This window comes from Mycobacterium sp. PS03-16, from assembly GCF_004570325.1.
In the GTDB taxonomy this organism is placed as follows: domain Bacteria; phylum Actinomycetota; class Actinomycetes; order Mycobacteriales; family Mycobacteriaceae; genus Mycobacterium.
Window position 1 is genome coordinate 66,840 of sequence record NZ_SPQO01000021.1, and the last position, 21,841, is coordinate 88,680.

The following is a 21,841-nucleotide window of genomic DNA, read 5'->3' on the forward strand; positions in this document are numbered from 1 at the left end:
GACCTATCTGAAGTCCCGCGACTTGGACCCCACCCGCAGTTCGAGCTTGCCCAGCTTGTCGGCGACGACGGTGACCGCCCCGGTGGCGTTCTGCACGATGCCGCGGATCACCATCGCCGGCGCGGTCTGGGCGAGGCGGCGCTGCCGGGACCACAGCTGCGGCGAGCACACCACGTTGACCATCCCGGTCTCGTCTTCGAGGTTGAGAAATGTCACGCCCTGCGCGGTCGCGGGCCGCTGCCGGTGGGTCACGGCGCCCGCCACCAGGACTCGGGTGCCGTCGGGCACGTCGAGCAGGCGGCCGGCGGGGACGACGCCCATCGCGTCGAGGTCCTCGCGCAGGAACTGGGTGGGATAGCTGTCCGGGGACACCCCGGTGGCCCACACGTCGGCGGCGGCCAGTTCCAACTCGCTCATCCCGGGCAGTGTCGGCACCTGCCCGGCCGATCCCACGCCGGGCAGCCGGTCGGGGCGTTCGGCGGCGGCCGCGCCCGCGGCCCACAGCCCTTCGCGCCGGGTGACGCCGAAGCACCCCAGCGCGCCCGCTGTGGCCAGCGCCTCGGTCTGCGGCACCGACAGCTGCACCCGGCCGGTCAGGTCCAGCAGAGAGGTGAACGGGCCGTGGGCTTTTCGCTCGTCGACGATGCGTTCGGCGAGGTCGTCGCCGATGTGGCGGACCGCGCCGAGGCCCAGTCGCACCTCCATACCGGCGTTCTCCAGCGTGGCGTGCGCGAGGCTGGCGTTGACGTCGGGACCGTGGACGGTGACGCCGTGGCGGCGGGCGTCGGCGACCAGCGACTGCGGTGAGTAGAACCCCATCGGTTGGGCGCGCAGCAGCGCCGCACAGAACGCCGCCGGATGGTGCAGTTTGAACCACGACGAGTAGAACACCAGCGAGGCGAAGCTCAGCGAATGGCTCTCCGGGAAGCCGAAGTTCGCGAACGCCTCGAGTTTCTCGTAGATGCGGTCGGCGACCTCACCGGTGATGCCGTGCCGGGTGCGCATGCCGTCGTAGAACCGGCCGCGCAGCCGGCGCATCTTCTCGGTCGAGCGTTTCGAGCCCATCGCCCGGCGCAGCTGGTCGGCTTCGGCGGCGGTGAACCCCGCGCAGTCGACGGCCAGCTGCATCAACTGCTCCTGGAACAGCGGCACCCCGAGGGTCTTGTGCAGCGCGGGCTCCATCGACGGGTGGTCGTAGGTGACCTCCTCCTCGCCGTTGCGCCGTTTGATGTACGGGTGCACCGACCCGCCCTGGATGGGTCCGGGCCGGATCAGCGCGACCTCGACCACCAGGTCGTAGAACACCCGTGGTTTGAGGCGCGGCAGCGTCGCCATCTGCGCGCGGGACTCCACCTGGAACACCCCGACCGAATCGGCCTTCTGCAGCATCTCGTAGACCGCCGCCTCGGACAGGTCGAGCTTGGCCAGGTCGACGTCGAGACCCTTGTGCTCGGCGACCAGGTCGATGCAGTAGTGCAGCGCCGAGAGCATGCCGAGGCCCAGCATGTCGAACTTCACCAGACCGATTGCCGCGCAGTCGTCTTTGTCCCACTGCAGCACGCTGCGGTTCTCCATGCGGGCCCACTCCACCGGGCAGACGTCGGCGATGGGCCGGTCGCAGATCACCATGCCGCCGGAGTGGATGCCCATGTGCCGCGGCAGGTTGGAGATCTCCAGCGCCAGGTCGACCACCGGTTCGGGGATGCCCTCGACATCCGGGGAGTCGGCCAGGCCGTTCCACTTGCTGAGCTGTTTACTCCAGGCGTCCTGCTGGCCCTGAGAGAAACCGAGCGCGCGGGCCATGTCGCGGATGGCGCTGCGGCCGCGGTAGGTGATGACGTTGGCCACCTGGGCGGCGTAGTCGCGGCCGTAGCGTTCATAGACGTACTGGATCGCCTGCTCGCGCAGATCGGATTCGATGTCGATGTCGATGTCGGGCGGCCCGTCGCGGGCCGGGGACAGGAACCGCTCGAACAGCAACTCGTTGGCGACCGGGTCGACGTTGGTGACCCCCAGCGCGTAACAGACCGCGGAGTTGGCCGCCGATCCCCGGCCCTGGGCCAGGATGCCGTTCTCCTTGCAGAACCGGGTGATGTCGTGGACCACGAGGAAATAGCCGGGGAACGTGAGCTTTTCGATGATCCGCAGCTCGTGTTCGATCTGGGCGTAGGCCTGCGGTGCGCGTTCGGGTGGCCCGTAGCGGTCCCGCGCGCCGACCATCACCAGGTGGCGCAGCCAGCTGTCCTCGGTGTGCCCGGCCGGCACGTCGAACGGCGGCAGCTGCGGGGCGATCAGCGCCAGCCCGAACGCGCACTGCTCCCCGAGCTCGGCCGCGGCGGTGACCACCTCCGGGCAGTGGGCGAACAGCCGGGCCATCTCCTCCCCCGACCGCAGGTGCGAACCGCCGAGCGGGGCGAGGTACCCGGCCGCCTCGTCGATCGAGTGGCGGGCCCGGATCGCGCCCATCGCCATGGCCAGGCGTCCCCGCGACGGCTCGGCGAAATGCGCGGCGGTGGTGGCGACCACGTCCAGTTCGAATCGCGACGCCAGCGCGGCCATGGCCGCATTGCGTTCGTCGTCGAGGGGGTGGCCGTGGTGGGTCAGCTCGACGCTGATCCGGTCACGTCCGAACCGGTCGACCAGGTCGGCCAGCGCACGCTCGGCGGCCTCCGGACCGCCGTCCTGAAGTGCTTGGCGCACATGACCTTTACGGCATCCGGTGAGGATGTGCCAGTGCCCGCCCGCGGCCTCGGTGAGCGCGTCGTAGTCATACCGCGGTTTCCCCTTCTCCCCGCCGGCCAGATGCGCCTTGGCGATCTCCCGCGACAGCCGCCGGTAGCCCTCGGGACCGCGGGCCAGCACCAGCAGATGCGGACCGGGCGGATCGGGAACCTCGGTGCGGGCGACGTTGCCCAGCGACAGCTCCGCGCCGAACACCGTGTCGATCTCGAGTTCCTTGGCCGCCTCGGCGAACCGGACGACACCGTAGAGCCCGTCGTGGTCGGTCAGCGCGATCGCCCGCAGGTCGAGGCGGGCGGCCTCCTCGACGAGTTCCTCGGGTGTGCTGGCGCCGTCGAGGAAGCTGTATGCCGAATGCGCGTGCAGTTCGGCGTAGGGCACCGAACCGCCCGGACGCGGCAGGTCCGGCGCCTCGTAGGCACCGCGTTTGCGCGACCAGGCCGGGCTGTCACCGCCGTCGCCGTGCGGTTCTGCCAGCGACGCCCCGGCGCGGCGGGGCTTGCTGTTGAGCACCCGCTCGATCTCCGGCCACGTCGGCCCGTTGGAGAAGCTCACCGCATCAGTGTATCGAACAGGCGTTCGATGTGCGGTGGTCGCCGAGTTCTGCACCAGGGCGGTTCTAGCGGCCGGTTCACGACCCTCAGGTGGAACTCGACGCACGGCGGGCGCTCGGGCTGCCGACGCGCGAGCGGCACTCTACGATGCGGGTGGCCCACGGAAGGACGGAACGGCAATGGCCTCAACCAGATACCTCGGCTACCTCGGTGGCGTGGCCGTCGCCGTCGGCGTGGGCACGGCGATCGCGACCGCGGGCACGGCCGGCGCCGACACCGACGCGCCGTCGAGCAGCGCCGAGCCGAGCCGCACCGATACGAAGACGTCGGTCAACGCCGGGCCGGAGAAGCCCGCCGCCGACGAGGACGCCGACTCGAACGACGACGCGGACGACGACGCGGACGACGACGCGGACGCCCGGTCGGTGATCAGGGAGCTCAAGAAGTCCGCGGCGCAGTTCGAGGCCGAGCAGGTCGAAAAACTGCGCGGTCTGTTCACCCCCCGCGAGGCCGCCGTCGAGAGGCCCATCCCGGACCGGGACCGGATGGCCGACGACAACACCGACGAGGCCGCCGACATCGTCGAGCGGGACGCCGAGGTGACCGAGGATGCGGACACCGCCGCCCCGTCGCTCGCCGCGGCCGCCGAACCCGTGCCGTGGAGCCCCAACCCCTTCCGGCCCGACGATCCGGAACCCGACGACATGCCGGACGTGGTGCTGGCGTTCCGCGATGCGGTGCTCGGCCTGCCGATCGGACCGGAATTCAAGCCCGTCGTCCGCGAAGGCATCGAGGCCGCTTACCGCGGCAGCCAGATGGTGCCGTGGGTCAACGTCATGGTGCCGGCGTACAAGATCCTGCCCGCGCTGGTCGAGGCGGCACAGGGCGACCGGGCAGGCGCACAGGTGATCGTCAACGAGTTGCTCAAGACCACCGCGCCGGTGTCGCTGCTCTACTACGGCTACGACCAGGTCGCCGATCTGCTCAACATGGAGTACCAGGCCCGCGCACTCAAAGAGGAGTTCTACAGCACGGTCTGGGACACCCTCGACCCGCTGGCGCTGCTGCACGTGCGCGGCGAGCACGGGCTGCGCGAGAGCACGCTGCTCGACTGAGCATCGTCACGTCCGGTCGACGGCGGCCGGGGTGTCCCGCGGCAACGTCCGGCCGGTGAAGAACGCCGGGCTGCGCATCCGCCAGATCACCATGAGCACCGCACCCAGGGCCAGGATCCCGAAGCCCATGAAGAACACCAGGCCGATCCCGCCGATCGACGCGCCACTTCCGTTGTCCGGGTTCATGCTCTCCACCACCGAGATCACGAACACCACCGCGAGAATGACGCCGCCGAGCAACGGGAACAGCAATTTGAAGACCACGTTGTGCACGGTGCGGAACAGCTCGCGGCGGAAGAACCAGACGCAGGCGAATGCGGTGATCCCGTAGTACCAGCAGATCATGATGCCCAGTGCGGCGATGGTGTCGAGCAGCACGCTCTCCGACAGCAGGCTGACCACGGTGTAGAACACCGCCGTCACCACGCCGGCGACGACGGTGCTGAACACCGGCACCAGGAACCGCGGGCTGACCGACGAGAACCGTTGCGGGAACGCACGATAGGCGCCCATCGCCAGCATGGCGCGCGCGGCGGGCAGGAACGTGGTCTGCAGGCTGGCCACCGACGAGGCCAGGATCGCCAGGAACAGCAGCGGGCCCGCCCACGAGCCGAGTACCGGGTCGGCGAGCGCGCCGAAGACGTTGTCGGCGTTGTCCGGGTTGCCCAGTCCCAGGTCGGCGTCGCCCACCCCGGCGTACATCATCACCGCCACCGCGACCAGCAGATAGGTCAGCAGGATCGACAGCACGCACAGCAGTCCGGCGCGGCCGGGCACCTTGGTGGGGTCCTTGGATTCCTCGCCGAGCGTCAGGCAGGTGTCCCAGCCCCAGAACGCGAAGATCGATCCGGTCACCCCGATGATGAACGCGCTCAACGCCAAGCCGCTGAACGGGTTGAACCAGTCCAGGTCGAACGCCAGACCCGCGGGCGCGTCCCCACTGCCGACGTGCACCAGCGCGGTCACCGCGAACGCCACCAGCACCACCATCTGGAAGCCGACGAGCACGTACTGCACGCGCTCGCTGGTGGTGATACCGCGGCTGGCGACGTACGTGGCGATCGCGATGAACGCCAGCGTGGTGACGATGTTGACCGCTTTGTTGCCGGCCAGATCGGCGATTTCCGGACTGTTCGCGATCCGGGCGATGAACAGATAGAAGAACTCGACGGCGATCGCGGCGAGATTCGACAGCACGATGATGGTCGCGACCACCATGCCCCAGCCGCACATCCAGCCCACGTACGGGCCGAAGGCCTTGGTGGACCAGGTGAAAGACGCGCCGCAGTCCGGTGCGCGGGAGTTCAGTTCACGGTAGGCGTAGGCGGTGAGGAACATGGGGATGAACCCGGCGATCAGGATGGCGGGCATCTTGAGCCCGACCGCGGCGACGATGAGCCCGATGCTGGCGGTCAGCGTGTATCCGGGCGCCACCGAGGAGATCCCGAGCACGGCGCCGGAGAACGTCCCGACCTTTCCCGCCGCCAGCCCCTTGGCCTGCAGGCCGGCCGCTTCCTCTGCGGCGCGCAGGTCATCGCGTGAGGCGGTCACGGCAGATCCCCGTCGGTCAGCTGATCCCGCGGGACGACCACCATCGGCACCTCGAGCACCCGCAGCATCTTGGCCGCGGTCGATCCGAGGAACAGCCGCCGCGGTGCGCTCAGGCGGCTCGACCCGACCATGATGAGATCACCGTCGTGCCAATCCAATTGACCGACGGCCTGTTCGACCGTCGGTCCGTCGACGACGGCCGATGTCACCGGGATGTCTTCCGGAAGCTCGCTCCTCGCGGTGTCCACCGTGCGCCGGGCGTGTTCGCGGGCGCGCTCGAGCAGCGCGTCGGAGTCACCGCGCAACACGCCGAGCGCCGGGTCGAGCGCCACCAGGGAGACCAACCGCAGCGGGGTGCCGGCCGCGGCGCTGAACCGGACCGCATGGGCCAGAAGCAGATCGGCGCCCTGTCGCCGGCCGATCGCGCACGTCACCTCGCGCACCCGGTCGACGGGCGATTCCCGAGTTCCCCGCGGCGCCACCGCGACCGGCACCGGCGAGGAGTGCAGCAGCTCGTTGACCACCGACCCCAGTGAGTGACTGCCGGCCAGACCGCCGCCCGACCCACCGACCACGATCAGGTCGGCCGCCTGGCGCACCGCCGCCTGGATGAGGCCGTCGGCGTAGGACTCATCGAAGGCGATGTGGGTGGCGGCGGTGACATCGGCGGGTACCGATGCCAGCGCGTCGCCCAACCAGACCTGCGCCTGTTCGGTCAGCAGATTCTCGTAGTTACCGGTGGGCACCAGTGCGGGCAGCGTCCGGTCGGGGGGCATGACCATACAGACCTCGAGCGTGGCACCGAGGGTGCGGGCCAGCCGGACTCCGAGGGCCAACGCGTCACCACCGCCGGGGGTGGCGAGATACCCGACGACCAGTTTCATGGACGAACCTCCGCATCTCGCGCAGCGGCCAAGGCCGCGGAGGTCCAATCCTGTCAATCGCGCGCCGCTCCCACCGGCGCTTGACGAAATCAGCCGTCGAACTCGGCGGTGCCGTCCTCGAGGACGAGGCGGGCACCGGAGCCGTCCGGCGCCGCGGCCTCCGTGCGGAACACCGCCGCACCCGGGCCGGTGCGCCAGATCGACGTCGTCAGCGTCTCTCCCGGGAAGACCGGGGAGGTGAACCGTGCGCCGACCGCGGTCACCCTGGTGGCGTCGCCGTCGCCCAGTGCGGCGACCAGAGCCCGGCCGGCGACGCCGTAGGTGCACAGCCCGTGCAGGATCGGCCGCGGGAAGCCGGCCAGTTCGCGGGCGAACCAGGGGTCGCTGTGCAGCGGGTTGCGGTCTCCGGACAGCCGGTAGATCAGCGCCTGATCCTCGCGGGTCGGCAGCGCAAGGCGTGCGTCGGGTTCCCGGTCCGGGATGTCCGGGGCCGGCGGACGGGTGCCCGGCTGTCCGCCGAAGCCACCTTCGCCACGGATCACCGCGGTCGACACCGTCTCGGCGACCACCTCACCGGTGTCGGGGTCGGTGCCGGTGCCCTTGAACACCAGGATCGCGTTCTTGCCCTCGCCCTTGTCCTGGATGTCGAGCACCTCGGAGACCACGCTGAGCCGGCCCGCGGGTTTGAGCGGGGCCCGCAGCCGGATCTGCTGGGACCCGTGCAGCAGCTTGCTGAAGTCGAATGATCCGACCGCGCCCACCGCACCCCAGGCCGGGCAACCGATGACCGCGTAGGTGGGCAGTACCTGCTGCTCGACGCCGTGGCTGTTCTCGGTGGTGAATGCGAGATCCGCGGTGCCCGCGCCGACCCCGAGCGCGTAGAGCAGCGTGTCGCGGTCGGTCCATTCGTAGAGCGTCGGCTCTGATTTCTGGCCAACGGCGTGCGGGTCGATCGGCATGGAACTCCCTTCCTCGCGTGAATCGGACCCTATCTTTCCGGTTAGCCCGCGCATTTCTGGATACCGGTAGGCCATGGCCGAATCACCGGGCTGGCGGGCGATGCGCTCGGTGCTGTGGCTCTACCGATCGATGACCGCGGTGGTCGACCAGGAGCTCAAGGACGGGTTCGGCTTGCGGTTGATCGACTATCAGATCCTCAAACAACTGCAACTCGCCGAGGGCGGCACCTGTCTGCTCGGCGAGGTGGCACGCGGGTTGGTGGTGCACGCCACCACCGTCAGCGTCGCCACGGAGCGGCTCGCCGACCGGGAGCTGGTCACCCGCCACGCGCACCCCACCGACCGCCGGGCCACGCTGGTGTCGATCACCGATGCGGGTCGCGAGATGGCCGATGAGGCGACCACCGCGCTGGCGGCCGCCGACTTCGGGCTGGCCGGGCTGACCGCCGACCAGCTCGCAGCGCTGTCCGACGTCGTCACCCGCGCCCGCGGCGCGCGCGGCTGACCGCCGGCGACGAAGCCAAGTATCGTCGTCGGCCGTGACCAGTCCCGCACACGAGTCCGCCGCGCCGGTGCCTGTTTTCGCCGATGTCGACACCGGTGTCGACGATGCGATGGCACTGGTGTACCTGCTGGCCAGTGCGGACGCCGAACTGGTCGGGATCGCGTCCACCGCCGGCAACGTCGATGTCGATCAGGTGTGCCGCAACAACCTGGAGCTGCTGCAATTGTGCGGCGCGGCAAGCATTCCGGTCTCGCGCGGCGCGGACGGTCCGGTCGCCTGCGAATTGCGGACCGCTGGGGACACCCACGGCCCGCAGGGACTCGGCTATGCCGTGCTGCCGCCGTCGGACACCGCGCTCACGTCCTATGACGCCGCGCAGGCGTGGGTACGGGCGGCCCGCAGTCGCCCCGGCGAGGTGGTCGGCATGGCGGTCGGCCCGTTGACCAACCTGGCGCTGGCGCTGCGCGACGAACCGCGGTTGCCGACGCTGCTGCGCCGGCTGGTGATCATGGGCGGCGCGTTCGACTACCGCGGCAACACCACCGCGACCGCCGAGTGGAACATCAGCGTCGACCCGGAGGCCGCGGCCGAGGTGTTCACGGCCTGGAGCGCGCCGGGACTGACCCCGCCGATCGTGTTGGGCCTCAACCTCACCGAACGCATCGCGATGACGCCGTCGGTGCTCGGCCGACTGGCCGCCGCCGCCGAGTCGCCGACGGCGCCGATGAGTGTGCTCGACGACCGGGGCACGCGGTCGGTGGCCGCCAACCCACTTATCCGGGTGCTCGAGGATGCGATGCGGTTCTACTTCGAATTCCACTTCGACGAGGGCGAGGGTTATCTCGCCCATCTGCACGATCCGCTGGCTGCGGCCGTCGCGCTGGACCCCGACCTGGTGCAGTACCGGCCCGCGACCGTCGACGTCGAGTTGACCGGCACGCTGACCCGCGGGATGACGGTGGCCGACTGGAACGGCCGGTGGGGCCGTCCGCCGAACGCGCTGGTCGGCATCGGCGTGGACCCCGCCGCGTTCTTCGACCGGTTCATCACCCGCGTCGGGCCGTTCGCCCGCCGGCTGGGCTGAGCCCGCTCACTGTCTACTCATAGGCTCCCTCCACATACCAGCGCCGCTGGCGGTAACACAGCAGCAGCGCCGCCTGCCCCGAGGTGCCGTCGAGCAGCACCTGGGCCCGCGCGGTACGCCCCCTGGCCCGGTCGGGATCCCACCAGCGCTCGTCGACCGGCCAGGGCCCGGCCCACCACGACAGCCGGCCGCGGAACCCGCCACCGTCGAGCCGCGCCGGGGACCCGGAGAACAGCCCCCGGTGGGTCACCCGCACCGGATTGCCGTCGGCGTCGAGCACCTCGACCGGATCGTCGAGCAGCACCGCCGGTGACGGTTCGGGCAGCTGCCCCGGCCATGGTTGCCGCGGATCGGCCTGGGGCACCGGTTCGTCCCCGAACGGGGTGAGCGTGATTCGTTCGGCCGGCCCCCGCCCACCGCTGAGCACCGGAACCTGCACCGCTTCCGGTCCGAGCAGGCCCTGCACCCGGACCAGCGCCCGGCGCGCGCGCAGCCTGTCCTCCTCACCGACCCCGCCCCACAGCGGCAGCTGCAGCGCTTCGGCCGAGATCACCTCGACCGGCCGCAGCCGCAGCACGGTGATCGGCGCGGTGGGCCGGTCGTTGGGGTTGCGCCGGTTCAGCCAGCCGTCGAGTTGCCAGCGCACCCGGTCGGCGGTGGCGTCCTCGGTCAGCGGTTCGGCGCACCGCCAGACCCGTTCGAGTTCCTTGCCGTCGGCGGTGACGGCGTGGATCGCCAGCCGGGTGCAGCCCACCCCCGCCGATTCCAGACCCCGGTGCAGTTCACCGGCCAGCGACCGGCCGGCGAACGCGGCGGCGTCCACCCGGTCGATCGGCGGGTCGCAGTTCATGACCGCATCCAGTTCGGCCGGCGGTTCCCGGCCCGACGGACCGCGGGCCGGCTCACCGCGGGCGAACCGGTGGGCGGTGACGGCATCGGCGCCGAACCGCGAGGCGACATCCGTGCGCGACAGCGCGGCGAACTGACCGATGTGGCGAATTCCCATCCGCCACAACAGGTCTGCTAGTTCCTCGCGGCCGGGAGCGGCCAGGCTGGGCTCGGTGGCCAGCTGCCGGATCGACAGTGCGGACAGGAACCGGGCGTCCTCCCCGGGCTCGATGATGCGGCCGGCGCGGGCGGCGAACACCGCGGTGGGCAACTGATCGGCGATGCCGACCTGACATTCCACCCCGGCCGCGGCCACCGCGTCGACCAGCCGTTCCGCGGCCGCCTGTTCGGAACCGAAGTAGCGGGCCGCACCGCGCACCGCCAGTACGAGCAGGCCCGGCCGCAGCACCTCGGCGCGCGGCACCAGGTCGTCCACCGCGGCGGTGACGCCCTCGAAGTGCCGGGCGTCGCGCGCGGGATCGGCGGCGGCGACGTGCAACTGCGGGCACCGGGCCTGGGATTCGCGGCGACGCAGGCCGCGCCGCACCCCGGCGGCCCGCGCCGAGGCCGAACACGCGATGACCCGGTTGGCCAGGGTGACCGCCACCGGTGCGGTTGGTGGCAGCCGCGCCGCCGCACCCGCGGCGACCGCCGGCCAGTCCATGCACCAGACCGCCAGCACCCGGGCCGCCGGTCGAGAAGGCCCGGCCACGCTACTCACCGACCGCCCGTGCGGGGCCGAAGCCACGACCGCGCCCGCGCATCGCCAGCCGCACCCGGCCGATCCGCCCGCACCCGGGGGTCGGCCGGTCCGCCGGTCCGGCGCCCACCACCTCATAGCCGCAGACCCGGGCCTCCAGCCGGGCCGAGGCGCCCTGCCAGTCCCCGTCGGTGACCAACAGGGTGCATCCCTTCTGCCGCGCCCTGGCCGTCACCGCGCGGGACCGGCCCGCCGGCACGGACCGCCCGCCCAGGCCGAGCAGCACCAGGTCCATGCCGTCCATCAGCACCGCGGCCACCTCGACCGGATCGGTGCCCGGGTCCGGGATCACCGCCAGCCGGCTGAGGTCGGCGCCCATCTCGACGGCGGCCAGCAGACCGAGGCCCGGCTGACCGACGATCGCCGCGTGGCCGCCGGCCGACGTCACCGCCGCGACCATGCCCAGCGGCAGGGAGCGGGCTCCCGACAGCACCGCCACCGTTCCCCGCGGCAACGCGGTGGGTAGCTGTCCGGCCAGCGATTCGGGCAGTGGCAGCAAAGAATCCTGGGCCGGCGCCGGGTCCGTCGCCGGCGTCGGCCCGCGGCGTCCGGAACCGACCTTTCCTGCGACGGCGGCCATCTGCTTACGCAGGTGTTCGACCTGCTCAGCCCGGGTATGATGCCGGAGGTCAAGGTTCGTCGCCGCTGTCACAGCTACACCTCCCGCATCACCGGCCCCAGCACTTTTTCGAAAGTGTGTTCGATATGCCGAGTAAACACTTCCCCACCGACAGCGTCAAGCGCGCAGGTGGCCACTCGGCACCCGCCTCCCGACCCTGGAGCGCCTCACCTCTATCGACAATCGCCAATGTTGTCATTGACAAATGTCACCATTCGTTGCTGTACTCACAGCCATGGCAACGATGCCGGCGCAGGGCTCCCTGCGCTCCCGCACCGCGGCGGCCGTCAGCGGGCTGACCCTGCGACAGATCAGCGCGGTGCTGCCGCCCGGCCAGGCCTGGGGTCTGTGGGCGTCGCGCCAGATCATCGCCCGCATCATGGACGCGTTCGGCCCGTCGCTGTCCGGCGTGCGGACCGATCCCGTCGACCTCCGACTGCCCGACGGCCGGCGGCTCGTCGGTGAATGGGTCCGCGGGCCCGCGGTGCCCGCCCGCACCGACCGGGCGATCTACTACGTCCACGGCAGCGGGTACGCACTGTGTTCACCGCGCACCCACCGCCGGCTGACCGGCTGGCTGTCGGCCGCCACCGGACTTCCGGTGTTCACCGTCGACTACCGGCTCGCGCCACGGCACCGCTTCCCCAGCGCCGCAGACGATGTCCGCGCGGGCTGGGACTGGCTGGTCCACGACCGCGGGACAGCGCCTGAGCGGATGGTGATCGCCGCCGACTCCGCGGGCGGACACCTCACCGTCGACCTGCTGTTGCAACCCGACACCACGCACCCGGCCGGGCTGGTCCTGCTCTCACCGCTGATCGACCTGACGTTCGCCCGCGCCAGGGAACGCGAACTGCTCCGGCCCGATCCGGCGATCCGATCGCGGGACGCGTTGCGGCTCATCGAACTGTATTGCGCCGCCGTCGAACCGACCCATCCCCGGCTGACGCTCGACGTCGCGGGCGGGCGGCCGCTGCCGCCGACGCTGATCCAGGCCGGCGGTGCCGAGATGCTCGCCGGCGATGCCATCACCCTGGCCGACGACGTCCGTGCCGCGGGCGGGCATTGCGAGCTGCAGGTGTGGCCGGATCAGGTGCACGTCTTCCAGGCCCTGCCCCGGCTGGCCCCGGAGGCGGCGAGCGCAGTCCGCGAGATCCGCCGGTTCGTCTCGGAAGCACTGTGTGACAACGACCTCGGCAAGGCGGTGGGCTGACGTGTTCGGATTCCTGGGTTCGCCGCGACGCAGCCGTCGCGCGGATGCCGTGATCACCGGCGCCGGAAGCGGTATCGGCGCCGCGTTCGCACTCGAACTGGCCCGTCGCGGGGGCCGCGTGGTGTGCAGCGACATCGACTCCGCCACCGCCGAGGCCACCGCCGCGGCGATCACCGACGCCGGCGGTCACGCGACGGCCGTGCACTGCGACGTCTCGCGCGTCGCCGACGTCACCGCGCTCGCCGCGGCCGCACAGGATTTCTTCGGCGGCCCACCGACACTGGTCATCAACAACGCGGGCATCGGCGCGGGCGGCACCCCGATCGGCGAGGTGACCCTCGACGACTGGCAGCGGGTGCTCGACATCAACCTGTGGGGACCGATCCACGGCTGCCACGTGTTCGCGCCGATCCTGCGCGACGCCCGCGCCGGCGGCATCATCAACGTCGCGTCGGCGGCCGCATTCGGCGCCGCCCCCGGCATGGCCGCCTACAACGTCAGCAAGGCCGGCGTGCTGTCGCTGTCGGAGACACTCGCCGCCGAACTGAGCGGCTCCGGTGTCGCGGTCACCGCCCTGTGTCCGACCTTCGTCAAGACCAACATCCTGGACTCGGACGCCATCAGCGACCAGGCGGCCGCCCTCGCCGGCCGGTTGATGCGCTGGACCGGCGTCTCCGCCGAGCGCGTCGCCCGGATGTGCCTGGACACCCATGACCGCGGCGGCCTGTACTGCATGCCGCAGCTCGATGCCCGCTTCGGCTGGCACGCCAAGCGATTCGCGCCGGAGCTCTACACCCGCGCGGTCGGACTCACCAAAGGAGGGATCATCTGATGGCCACCAAAGCGGGAATCGACATGGACGCCATGCTCGACAAGATCAAGGACCGGCAGTGGGCCCTGGCCGATATCGACTGGGACGCACCGGGCGCCGAGACCATCTCCGACGAGTTCCGGCCGAAGCTCAAGGCGTTCATGGCCGACCTGTGCTGGATCGAGAACATCGGCGCCCGCGGCTTCGCGGCGCTGGCCAAGAAGGCGCCCACGCCGACGATCGCCGAGATCTACCGCTACTTCCACGCCGAGGAGCAGCGCCACGCGAACGCCGAACTCGCACTGATGAAGCGGTGGGGCATGCTCGACGACGACGAGATGCCCGAACCGAACGTCAACATCCGCCTGGCGATGGACTGGCTGGACCGCTACGCCGATGACATGCCGCTTTCGGTGCTGGGCACGGTGATCCCGATGCTCGAGGTGGCGCTCGACGGGGCGCTGCTGAAATTCCTGCTCGAAGAGGTCGACGATCCGGTGTGCCACCGGGTGTTCGAGAAGATCAACAACGACGAATCCCGACACATCGTCGTCGACTTCGAGGTGCTCGACATGATCGGCCACGCCACCGCCCGCCGGCTGGCGATCGAGTTCGTCGGCACCGTCGCCACCCCGGCGCTGATCATCGGTGCGCTGATGTACATCCCGCTGCTCAACCGGATCCGCAACGAGATCGTCGGCATGGGGCTAGAACCCGACCGGCTCTACAACGCGGTCAAGCGGTTCAACCAACTCGGGGAGCGCGGCGAGTCCAGCGGCCGGGTCCCGGCCTACCGGGTGCTGCGCCGACACGCGGCGATGGTGGTCAACCCCCGCCACCCCTACCACCTGCTGGCCAACTCGATGGTGTGGGTGTCCGAGCGCTACCCGCGGGCGCTGTTGCGGCCGATCCCCAGCTGGTTCAAGGAACTCACCTACGAGCCGGCGGCCTGACATGCCCCAGATTCACGACACACTGATCGTCGGAGCCGGGTTCACCGGAGTGGGCGCGGCCATCAAACTCGCCGAGGCCGGCGTCGACGACGTCGTCATCCTCGAACGCTCCGACCGGGTGGGCGGCACCTGGCGGGACAACACCTATCCCGGTGCGGCGTGCGACATCCCGTCGCTGCTGTACTCGTTCTCCTTCGCCCGCAACCCGTCCTGGTCGCGGGCGTACTCCCCCGCCGGCGAAATCTGCGACCACATCGAGGCCTTGGTCGACGAGTTCGACGTCCGGCGCCGCATCCGGTTCGGGGTCGAGGTCAACGGCCTGCACTTCGACGAGTCCACCGGGGTGTGGACGGTGAAGACGACGCGGCGCAGACAATTCCTGGCGCGCACGGTGGTGCTGGCCTCCGGGCCGCTGCCCGACCACAGCTGGCCCGAGATCCGCGGTCTGGACACCTACACCGGCCACAAGATCCACAGCGCCCGCTGGGATCACGACTACGACTTCACCGGTAAACGGGTCGCGGTGATCGGCACCGGCGCCAGTGCCGTGCAGATCGTTCCCGAACTCGTGCGCACGGCCGGTTTCGTCAAGGTGTTCCAGCGCACGCCCGGCTGGGTGCTGCCCCGGCTCGACGTCGGCGTCCCGCCGGCGGCGCAGCAACTGTTCGCCAAGATTCCTGCGGTACAGAGCCTTGCGCGCCAAGCGCTGTTCTGGGGTCACGAGGCCAGCGCCACCGCGCTGGTATGGGACACCCCGCTGACCGGGCTCGTCGCCCGCCTCGGCAAGGCGCATCTGCGCTCACAGGTCAAAGACCCGTGGCTGCGCCGCCAGCTGACCCCGGATTTCACGCCGGGCTGCAAACGCATGCTGGTGTCCAGCGACTACTATCCGGCACTGCAGCGCGAGAACTGCAAGCTGATCGACTGGCCGATCGCGACAATGAGCCCCGCGGGAATCCGCACCAGCGACGGCGTCGAACACCACCTGGACTGCATCGTGTTCGCCACCGGCTTCGACGTCCACCTGACCGGGCCGCCGTATCCGGTCACCGGCATCGGCGGGCGGCGCCTCGCCGACGAGTGGGCCGGCGGCGCGCAGGCCTACAAGAGCATCAACGCCCACGGTTATCCGAACCTGTTCATCATGACCGGGCCCAATTCCGGCCCCGGCCACAACTCGCTGCTGGTGTACGTCGAGGGTCAGCTCGACTACGCGGTGCGCGGCATCACCACGGTGCTGCGGCAGAATCTGCGCTACCTCGACGTGCGGGCCGAGGTCCAACGCCGCTACAACGAGCGGCTGCAGCGGCGCCTGACCAGGACGACGTGGATGTCGGGCTGCAGCAGCTGGTATCTGACGGCGGACGGATTCAACGCCTCGATGTACCCGGGCTTCGCCACGCAGTATCTTCGACAGATGCGGGACTTCCGGTTCGGCGACTACGTGGCGGTCGCCCAGGGCACACGCACCGGCGTTCGCATCCGGGCGTGAGGGACGAGCCCGCCGAGCGCCACCAGGCGGGCGCGATCTCGGCGATCCTCGGTGGGCTGCGGCGTGCCCCGCGCCGCGTCCGCCGCGGATCGCGCGACGTGATCGAGAACGCGGTCTCCCAGCTGTTCGACGCCGCCGTCCTGCAGCCGCACTCCGAGTCCTCCTCCGGTGAGTACCGGATCGACGATCTCGCCCGGCTGGCAGGCACCACCACCCGCAACATCCGGGTGTACCGGGACCGCGGTCTGCTGCACCCCCCGTTGCGGGTGGGCCGGATCGCACTGTTCAACGACACCCATCTGACCCGGTTGCGGCTGATCACCTCGATGCTGGACCGCGGCTACAACATCGCGCACGTGCACGAGATGCTCTCCGCCTGGGAGCAGGGCAAGGACCTGGGTGACGTGCTCGGGCTGGAGAACGCGATCGCCGGCACCTGGGCCGCCGAGAAGCCGGAGTCGATGCCGCTGGCCGACGCGCAGCAGCTGATCGCCGATCCGGCCGCGTTCGACCGCATGGCCGACCTCGACCTGCTGCGGGTCGACGGCGACACCGTGACCGTCATGCGGCCCAAGCTGCTCGAGGCGTTCCGGGAGATCCGCGAATTCGGCGTCACCGCAGACAAACTCATCGACATCCACGTCGCGGTGCTGCCTCTGGTCAACGAGATCAGCGAGATCCTGGTCAAGGCGGGCGCCGAGCAGGTTCAGGACGTCATCAAACCCGGGGCGTCGCTGCCCGACGACACCGAGGTCGCCGAACTCATCACGATGCTGGTGCGGTTCCGCACCCAGGCCGTCGCGTCCGTGGCCGCGACGCTCGCGACGTCGATCGAGTCCACGATCGAAGGCCTGGTGAGCCAGATCCTCGCCGACTTCATCGAGAAGGCGGCCGAAGCCGACGAGGGGTGATCACTCCCACTCGATGGTGCCGGGCGGCTTGCTCGTCACGTCGAGCACCACCCGGTTGACCTCCGGCACCTCGTTGGTGATGCGCGTCGAGATCCGTTCGAGCACCTCGTAGGGCACCCGGGTCCAGTCCGCGGTCATGGCGTCCTCGCTGGACACCGGCCGCAGCACGATCGGGTGACCATAGGTCCGGCCGTCGCCCTGCACGCCCACCGAGCGCACGTCGGCGAGCAGCACCACCGGGCACTGCCAGATCTGGTGGTCCAGCCCCGCCGACGTGAGTTCCTCGCGGGCGATGGCGTCGGCCTGCCGCAGCGTCTCCAGCCGGTCGCGGGTCACCTCACCGACGATCCGGATCCCCAGGCCCGGGCCCGGGAACGGCTGGCGCCCGACGATCTCCTCGGGCAGGCCGAGCTCGCGGCCGACGGCGCGGACCTCGTCCTTGAACAGCAGCCGCAGCGGCTCGACGAGCCGGAACTTCAGGTCGGCGGGAAGCCCGCCGACGTTGTGGTGGCTCTTGATGTTCGCGGTGCCCGAACCACCCCCGGATTCGACCACGTCGGGGTAGAGCGTGCCCTGCACCAGGTACTCGACGGGCGCACCGCTGTGTCCGGCGATGTCGATCACCGCGCCGTCGAAGGCCCGGATGAACTCCCGGCCGATGATCTTGCGCTTGCCCTCCGGGTTGCGGACACCGGACAGCGCCTCGAGGAAGCGGTCGGCGGCGTCGACGGTGACCAGGTTGGCACCGGTGGCCGCGACGAAGTCGCGTTGCACCTGCGCGCGCTCACCCGAACGCAACAGGCCGTGGTCGACGAACACACAGGTCAGCCGGTCACCGATGGCGCGCTGCACCAACGCCGCGGCCACCGCCGAGTCGACCCCGCCCGACAGCCCGCAGATCGCCCGGCCGTCACCGATCTGGGCGCGGACCTGCTCGACGAGCGCGTCGGCGATGTTGGCCGGCGTCCACTTCGCGTCGATGCCGGCGAACTCGTGCAGGAAGCGGCTGAGCACCTGCTGGCCATGCGGGGAATGCAGCACCTCGGGGTGGTACTGCACCCCGGCCAGCCGGCGGGCCCGGTTCTCGAACGCGGCGACCGGCGCGCCGGCGCTGGCGGCGACCACCTCGAACCCCTCGGGTGCCGCGGTGACCGCGTCACCGTGGCTCATCCACACCGGCTGGGTGGCCGGCAGATCCGAATGCAGTTCTCCCCCAGACACTTTGAGCTCGGTACGCCCGTACTCGCTGGTGCCGGTGTGTGCCACCGTGCCGCCGAGGGTCTGCGCCATCGCCTGGAAGCCGTAGCAGATGCCGAACACGGGGACGTCGAGCTCGAACAACGCCGGATCGAGCTGCGGCGCATCCTCGGCGTAGACGCTGGCCGGGCCACCGGAGAGCACGATCGCCTGCGGATCCTTCGCCTTGATCTCGGCGACGGTGGCGGTGTGCGGCACGACCTCGGAGAACACCCGGGCCTCGCGGACCCGGCGCGCGATCAGCTGCGCGTACTGGGCGCCGAAGTCGATCACGAGCACCGGCCGCGGCGCCGCAGGGTTGGCGGGGGAATTCACTGCCTCAGTCTAGTCGGGGCCCGATCGGCGTCTCCTCCGTCACGTCACCCGCGCGCAAGATTGCGTTCCGGCCGCATTGGTTACCCCGGTCCTACCGACGACTGTGGGAAGCGAGGTCCGTGTGCTGGGTCTGCCCGAGCAGATAACCGCCTGCCTGTTCGATCTCGACGGGGTCCTCACCGACACCGCCAGCGTGCACACCAGGGCGTGGAAGGCGATGTTCGACGCCTATCTGCGGGCCCGGTCGCAGCGCACCGGTGAGCCCTTCGTGGAGTTCGATGCGGGGGCGGACTACCAGCGCTACGTCGACGGCAAGCGCCGCGAGGACGGAGTGCGGTCGTTTCTGGCCAGCCGCGGGATCGAACTGCCCGAGGGCGGATCCGACGACCCGCCCGACGCCGAGACCGTGCACGGGCTGGGCAACCGCAAGAACGAGATGTTCCACGAGACGCTGCGCCGGGACGGCGTGGAGGTCTTCGAGGGTTCGCGTCACTACCTGGAGGCCGCCAGCGCGGCCGGCCTCGGCATCGCCGTCGTCTCCTCGAGCGCGAACACCCGCGAGGTGCTCGACATCACCGGGCTGGCGCGTTATGTGCAGCACCGTGTCGACGGCGTGACCATGCGCGAGGAGCACATCGCGGGCAAACCGGCGCCCGACTCGTTCCTGCGCGCCGCCGAACTGCTCGACGTGCCACCCGATCGCGCCGCGGTGTTCGAGGATGCGCTGGCCGGTGTGGCGGCCGGCAGGGCCGGGGACTTCGGCTACGTGGTGGGCGTCGACCGCGTCGGGCAGGCTGAGGAGCTGCGCCGCCACGGCGCGGACGTCGTCGTCACCGACCTCGCGGAATTGCGGTAGCACACATGACCATTCCGCACGACGTGTTCCCCGTCGAACCGTGGCAGGTGCGCGAGACCCGGCTGGAACTCGACCTGCTCGCCCAGTCCGAATCGCTGTTCGCACTGTCCAACGGTCACATCGGATTACGCGGCAACCTCGACGAGGGCGAACCTCACGGGCTGCCCGGCACCTACCTCAACTCGTTTTATGAGATCCGTCCCCTGCCGTACGCCGAGGCGGGCTACGGCTACCCCGAGGCCGGCCAGACCGTCGTGGACGTCACCAACGGCAAGATCCTGCGGCTGCTCGTCGATGACGAACCGTTCGACGTCCGCTACGGCGAGGTCATCGACCACGAGCGCACCCTCGATCTGCGCGCCGGCACCCTGACCCGCCACACCCAGTGGCGTTCGCCGGCGGGCAAGAAGGTCAAGGTGCACTCGACCCGGCTGGTGTCGCTGGCGCAGCGCAGCGTCGCAGCGATCGAGTACGTCGTGGAGGCGCTCGACGAATTCGTCCGCGTCACAGTCCAATCCGAACTCGTCGCCAATGAGGACCAGCCCAGGACCTCGGGCGATCCGCGGGTCTCCGCAGTGCTGGACAAACCGCTCGAAGCGGTGCACCACGAACACACCGATCACGGCGCGCTGCTGGTGCACCGCACCCGCGGCAGTGCGCTGATGATGGCTGCGGCCATGGACCATGAGGTCGACGTGCCCGGACGGGTCGAGGTGCTCACCGACGCCAGCAACGACCTGGCCCGCACCACTGTCATCTGCGGGCTACGGCCCGGCCAGCGGCTGCGGATCGTCAAATACCTCGCCTACGGGTGGTCGAGCCTGCGCTCGCGGCCGGCGCTGCGCGACCAGGCCGCCGGGGCGATCACCAGCGCCCGCTACAGCGGCTGGCAGGGATTGCTCGATTCGCAGCGCGCGTACCTCGACGAGTACTGGGACTGCGCCGATGTCGAGGTGGAAGGGGACCCCGACTGTCAGCAGGCCGTCCGCTTCGGACTCTTCCATGTACTGCAGGCCAGCGCGCGCGCCGAACGTCGCGCCATTCCGGGTAAGGGGCTCACCGGCACCGGATACGACGGCCACGCCTTCTGGGACACCGAGGGCTTCGTGCTGCCGGTGCTCACCTACACCAAACCGTCGGCCGCCGCCGACGCGCTCCGCTGGCGGGCGTCCATCCTCGACCTCGCCAAAGAACGCGCGGCGCAACTCGATCTGCAGGGCGCGGCGTTCCCGTGGCGAACGATCCGCGGTGAGGAGTGCTCGGCGTACTGGCCGGCCGGAACCGCCGGCTGGCACGTCAACGCCGACATCGCCAGGGCGTTCGAGCGTTACCGCCAGGTCACCGGGGACGAGTCACTGGAACGCGAATGCGGACTGACCGTGCTGGTGGAGACGGCGCGGTTGTGGATGTCGCTGGGCCATCACGACCGCCACGGCGTCTGGCACCTCGACGGGGTCACCGGGCCCGACGAGTACACCGCGGTGGTGCGCGACAACGTCTTCACCAACCTCATGGCGGCGGGGAATCTGCGCGCGGCCGCCGAGGCATGCCTGCGCCACCCCGACCTCGCGCACCTGATGAATGTCACCACCGAGGAGACCGCGGCCTGGCGTGACGCCGCCGACGCCGCGCACATACCGTTCGACGAAGAGCTCGGTGTCCACCCGCAGAACGAGGGCTTCACGACGCTGCGCGAGTGGGACTTCACCGCCAACACCGTCTATCCCCTCCTACTCAACGAACCCTATGTCCGGCTTTATCCCGCGCAGGTGATAAAGCAGGCCGACCTCGTGTTGGCCATGCAGTGGCAGAGCCACGCCTTCACCGCGGAGCAGAAGGCCCGCAACGTCGACTATTACGAACGGCGTACCACCCGCGACTCGTCCCTGTCGGCGTGCACCCAGGCGGTGATGTGCGCCGAGGTCGGCCATCTCGATCTCGCGCACGACTACGCGTATGAAGCGGCGATGATCGATCTGCGGGATCTGCACAGCAACACCCGCGACGGCCTGCACATGGCGTCGTTGGCCGGCGCGTGGACCGCACTGGTCGCCGGATTCGGTGGCCTGCGGGACGACCAGGGTGTTCTCGCCCTCAATCCCCATCTGCCCGACGGCATCACGTGCCTGCGCTTCCGCATCCGCTGGCGCGACTTCCGGCTGACCGTGCAGGTCACCCACTCCGACGTCACCTATACGCTGCGCGACGGTCCGGACGGCACGCTGACCATCCGGCACGCCGACCGGGAAGTCACGCTCGACACCCGGGAACCGACGACCGTCGCAATCGAACCGTGCCGGCCGCTGCTGCCGCCACCGCAGCAGCCGCCGGGCCGGGAACCGATGCGGCGCAGGATGAACGGGCAGCGCTGAGGC

17 protein-coding genes are annotated in these 21,841 nt (G+C 70.3%); 10 read left to right on the forward strand and 7 right to left on the reverse strand.

The window, feature by feature from the left end:
- Positions 1–3: 3 nt before the first annotated feature.
- The gene (locus E4P42_RS17905) at positions 4–3,294 is read right to left on the reverse strand and encodes an error-prone DNA polymerase (protein ID WP_135127420.1); all 3,291 of its coding nucleotides are present in this window, start codon (positions 3,292–3,294) and stop codon (positions 4–6) included.
- 178 nt (positions 3,295–3,472) lie between these two features.
- Here E4P42_RS17905 and E4P42_RS17910 point away from each other — a divergent pair, with 178 nt between their 5' ends.
- A complete protein-coding gene (locus E4P42_RS17910) occupies positions 3,473–4,408 on the forward strand; it encodes a hypothetical protein (protein ID WP_135127421.1) in 936 nt (311 codons plus the stop codon).
- Between the two features lie 6 nt (positions 4,409–4,414).
- Here the strand turns inward: E4P42_RS17910 and E4P42_RS17915 are convergent, their stop codons facing one another.
- The 3 genes from E4P42_RS17915 to E4P42_RS17925 all read right to left on the reverse strand — a co-directional run bounded on the left by E4P42_RS17915 (position 4,415) and on the right by E4P42_RS17925 (position 7,802).
- Positions 4,415–5,959 carry an APC family permease gene (locus E4P42_RS17915; RefSeq protein WP_135127422.1) on the reverse strand — a complete coding sequence of 515 codons (1,545 nt, stop codon included), beginning with the start codon at positions 5,957–5,959 and terminating at the stop codon, positions 4,415–4,417.
- Positions 5,956–6,843: a universal stress protein gene (locus E4P42_RS17920; RefSeq protein WP_135127423.1), complete on the reverse strand. Its 888-nt coding sequence runs from the start codon at positions 6,841–6,843 to the stop codon at positions 5,956–5,958. The genes E4P42_RS17915 and E4P42_RS17920 overlap by 4 nt, the downstream gene beginning before the upstream one ends.
- An 89-nt stretch (positions 6,844–6,932) precedes the next feature.
- Positions 6,933–7,802, reverse strand: a complete 870-nt coding sequence (locus tag E4P42_RS17925; RefSeq protein ID WP_135127424.1) for a MaoC family dehydratase — start codon at positions 7,800–7,802, stop codon at positions 6,933–6,935.
- Positions 7,803–7,875: 73 nt separating this feature from the next.
- On the opposite strand from E4P42_RS17925, the gene E4P42_RS17930 reads away from it, so the two are divergent.
- Positions 7,876–8,307 (forward strand): MarR family winged helix-turn-helix transcriptional regulator, encoded by a 432-nt coding sequence (locus tag E4P42_RS17930; protein ID WP_135127425.1) that lies wholly within the window; start codon positions 7,876–7,878, stop codon positions 8,305–8,307.
- Between the two features lie 34 nt (positions 8,308–8,341).
- A complete protein-coding gene (locus tag E4P42_RS17935; protein ID WP_167759531.1) occupies positions 8,342–9,391 on the forward strand; it encodes a nucleoside hydrolase in 1,050 nt (349 codons plus the stop codon).
- Between the two features lie 13 nt (positions 9,392–9,404).
- Here E4P42_RS17935 and E4P42_RS17940 read toward each other — a convergent pair whose 3' ends face one another.
- Together E4P42_RS17940 and E4P42_RS17945 are read right to left on the reverse strand one after the other, a co-directional pair.
- Positions 9,405–10,943, reverse strand: coding sequence for a DNA polymerase Y family protein (locus E4P42_RS17940; RefSeq protein WP_135127448.1), 1,539 nt, complete (start codon positions 10,941–10,943; stop codon positions 9,405–9,407).
- Between the two features lie 49 nt (positions 10,944–10,992).
- On the reverse strand, positions 10,993–11,691 hold the full coding sequence (locus E4P42_RS17945; RefSeq protein ID WP_135127426.1) for a hypothetical protein: 699 nt from the start codon (positions 11,689–11,691) through the stop codon (positions 10,993–10,995).
- Positions 11,692–11,902: 211 nt separating this feature from the next.
- On the opposite strand from E4P42_RS17945, the gene E4P42_RS17950 reads away from it, so the two are divergent.
- Genes E4P42_RS17950 through E4P42_RS17970 form a run of 5 tightly spaced genes read left to right on the forward strand, consistent with a single transcriptional unit; the run spans position 11,903 to position 17,038 of the window.
- Positions 11,903–12,871, forward strand: coding sequence for an alpha/beta hydrolase (locus E4P42_RS17950; protein WP_135127450.1), 969 nt, complete (start codon positions 11,903–11,905; stop codon positions 12,869–12,871).
- Between the two features lies 1 nt (position 12,872).
- Entirely contained in the window at positions 12,873–13,703 is an 831-nt protein-coding gene (locus E4P42_RS17955) for an SDR family NAD(P)-dependent oxidoreductase (protein ID WP_135127427.1), read from the forward strand.
- Positions 13,703–14,635, forward strand: a complete 933-nt coding sequence (locus E4P42_RS17960; protein WP_135127428.1) for a ferritin-like domain-containing protein — start codon at positions 13,703–13,705, stop codon at positions 14,633–14,635. The genes E4P42_RS17955 and E4P42_RS17960 overlap by 1 nt, the downstream gene beginning before the upstream one ends.
- A 1-nt stretch (position 14,636) precedes the next feature.
- Entirely contained in the window at positions 14,637–16,127 is a 1,491-nt protein-coding gene (locus tag E4P42_RS17965; protein ID WP_135127429.1) for an NAD(P)/FAD-dependent oxidoreductase, read from the forward strand.
- Entirely contained in the window at positions 16,124–17,038 is a 915-nt protein-coding gene (locus E4P42_RS17970) for a MerR family transcriptional regulator (protein ID WP_135127430.1), read from the forward strand. Before E4P42_RS17965 ends, E4P42_RS17970 begins: the two co-directional genes overlap by 4 nt.
- Here the strand turns inward: E4P42_RS17970 and guaA are convergent, their stop codons facing one another.
- Positions 17,039–18,610, reverse strand: coding sequence for a glutamine-hydrolyzing GMP synthase (gene guaA / locus E4P42_RS17975; RefSeq protein ID WP_209305806.1), 1,572 nt, complete (start codon positions 18,608–18,610; stop codon positions 17,039–17,041). It lies immediately after the preceding gene.
- Between the two features lie 76 nt (positions 18,611–18,686).
- Here guaA and E4P42_RS17980 point away from each other — a divergent pair, with 76 nt between their 5' ends.
- Together E4P42_RS17980 and E4P42_RS17985 are read left to right on the forward strand one after the other, a co-directional pair.
- Positions 18,687–19,466 (forward strand): beta-phosphoglucomutase family hydrolase, encoded by a 780-nt coding sequence (locus E4P42_RS17980; protein ID WP_209305807.1) that lies wholly within the window; start codon positions 18,687–18,689, stop codon positions 19,464–19,466.
- A 5-nt stretch (positions 19,467–19,471) separates the two neighbouring features.
- On the forward strand, positions 19,472–21,838 hold the full coding sequence (locus E4P42_RS17985) for a glycoside hydrolase family 65 protein (protein ID WP_135127432.1): 2,367 nt from the start codon (positions 19,472–19,474) through the stop codon (positions 21,836–21,838).
- Positions 21,839–21,841: the final 3 nt, after the last annotated feature.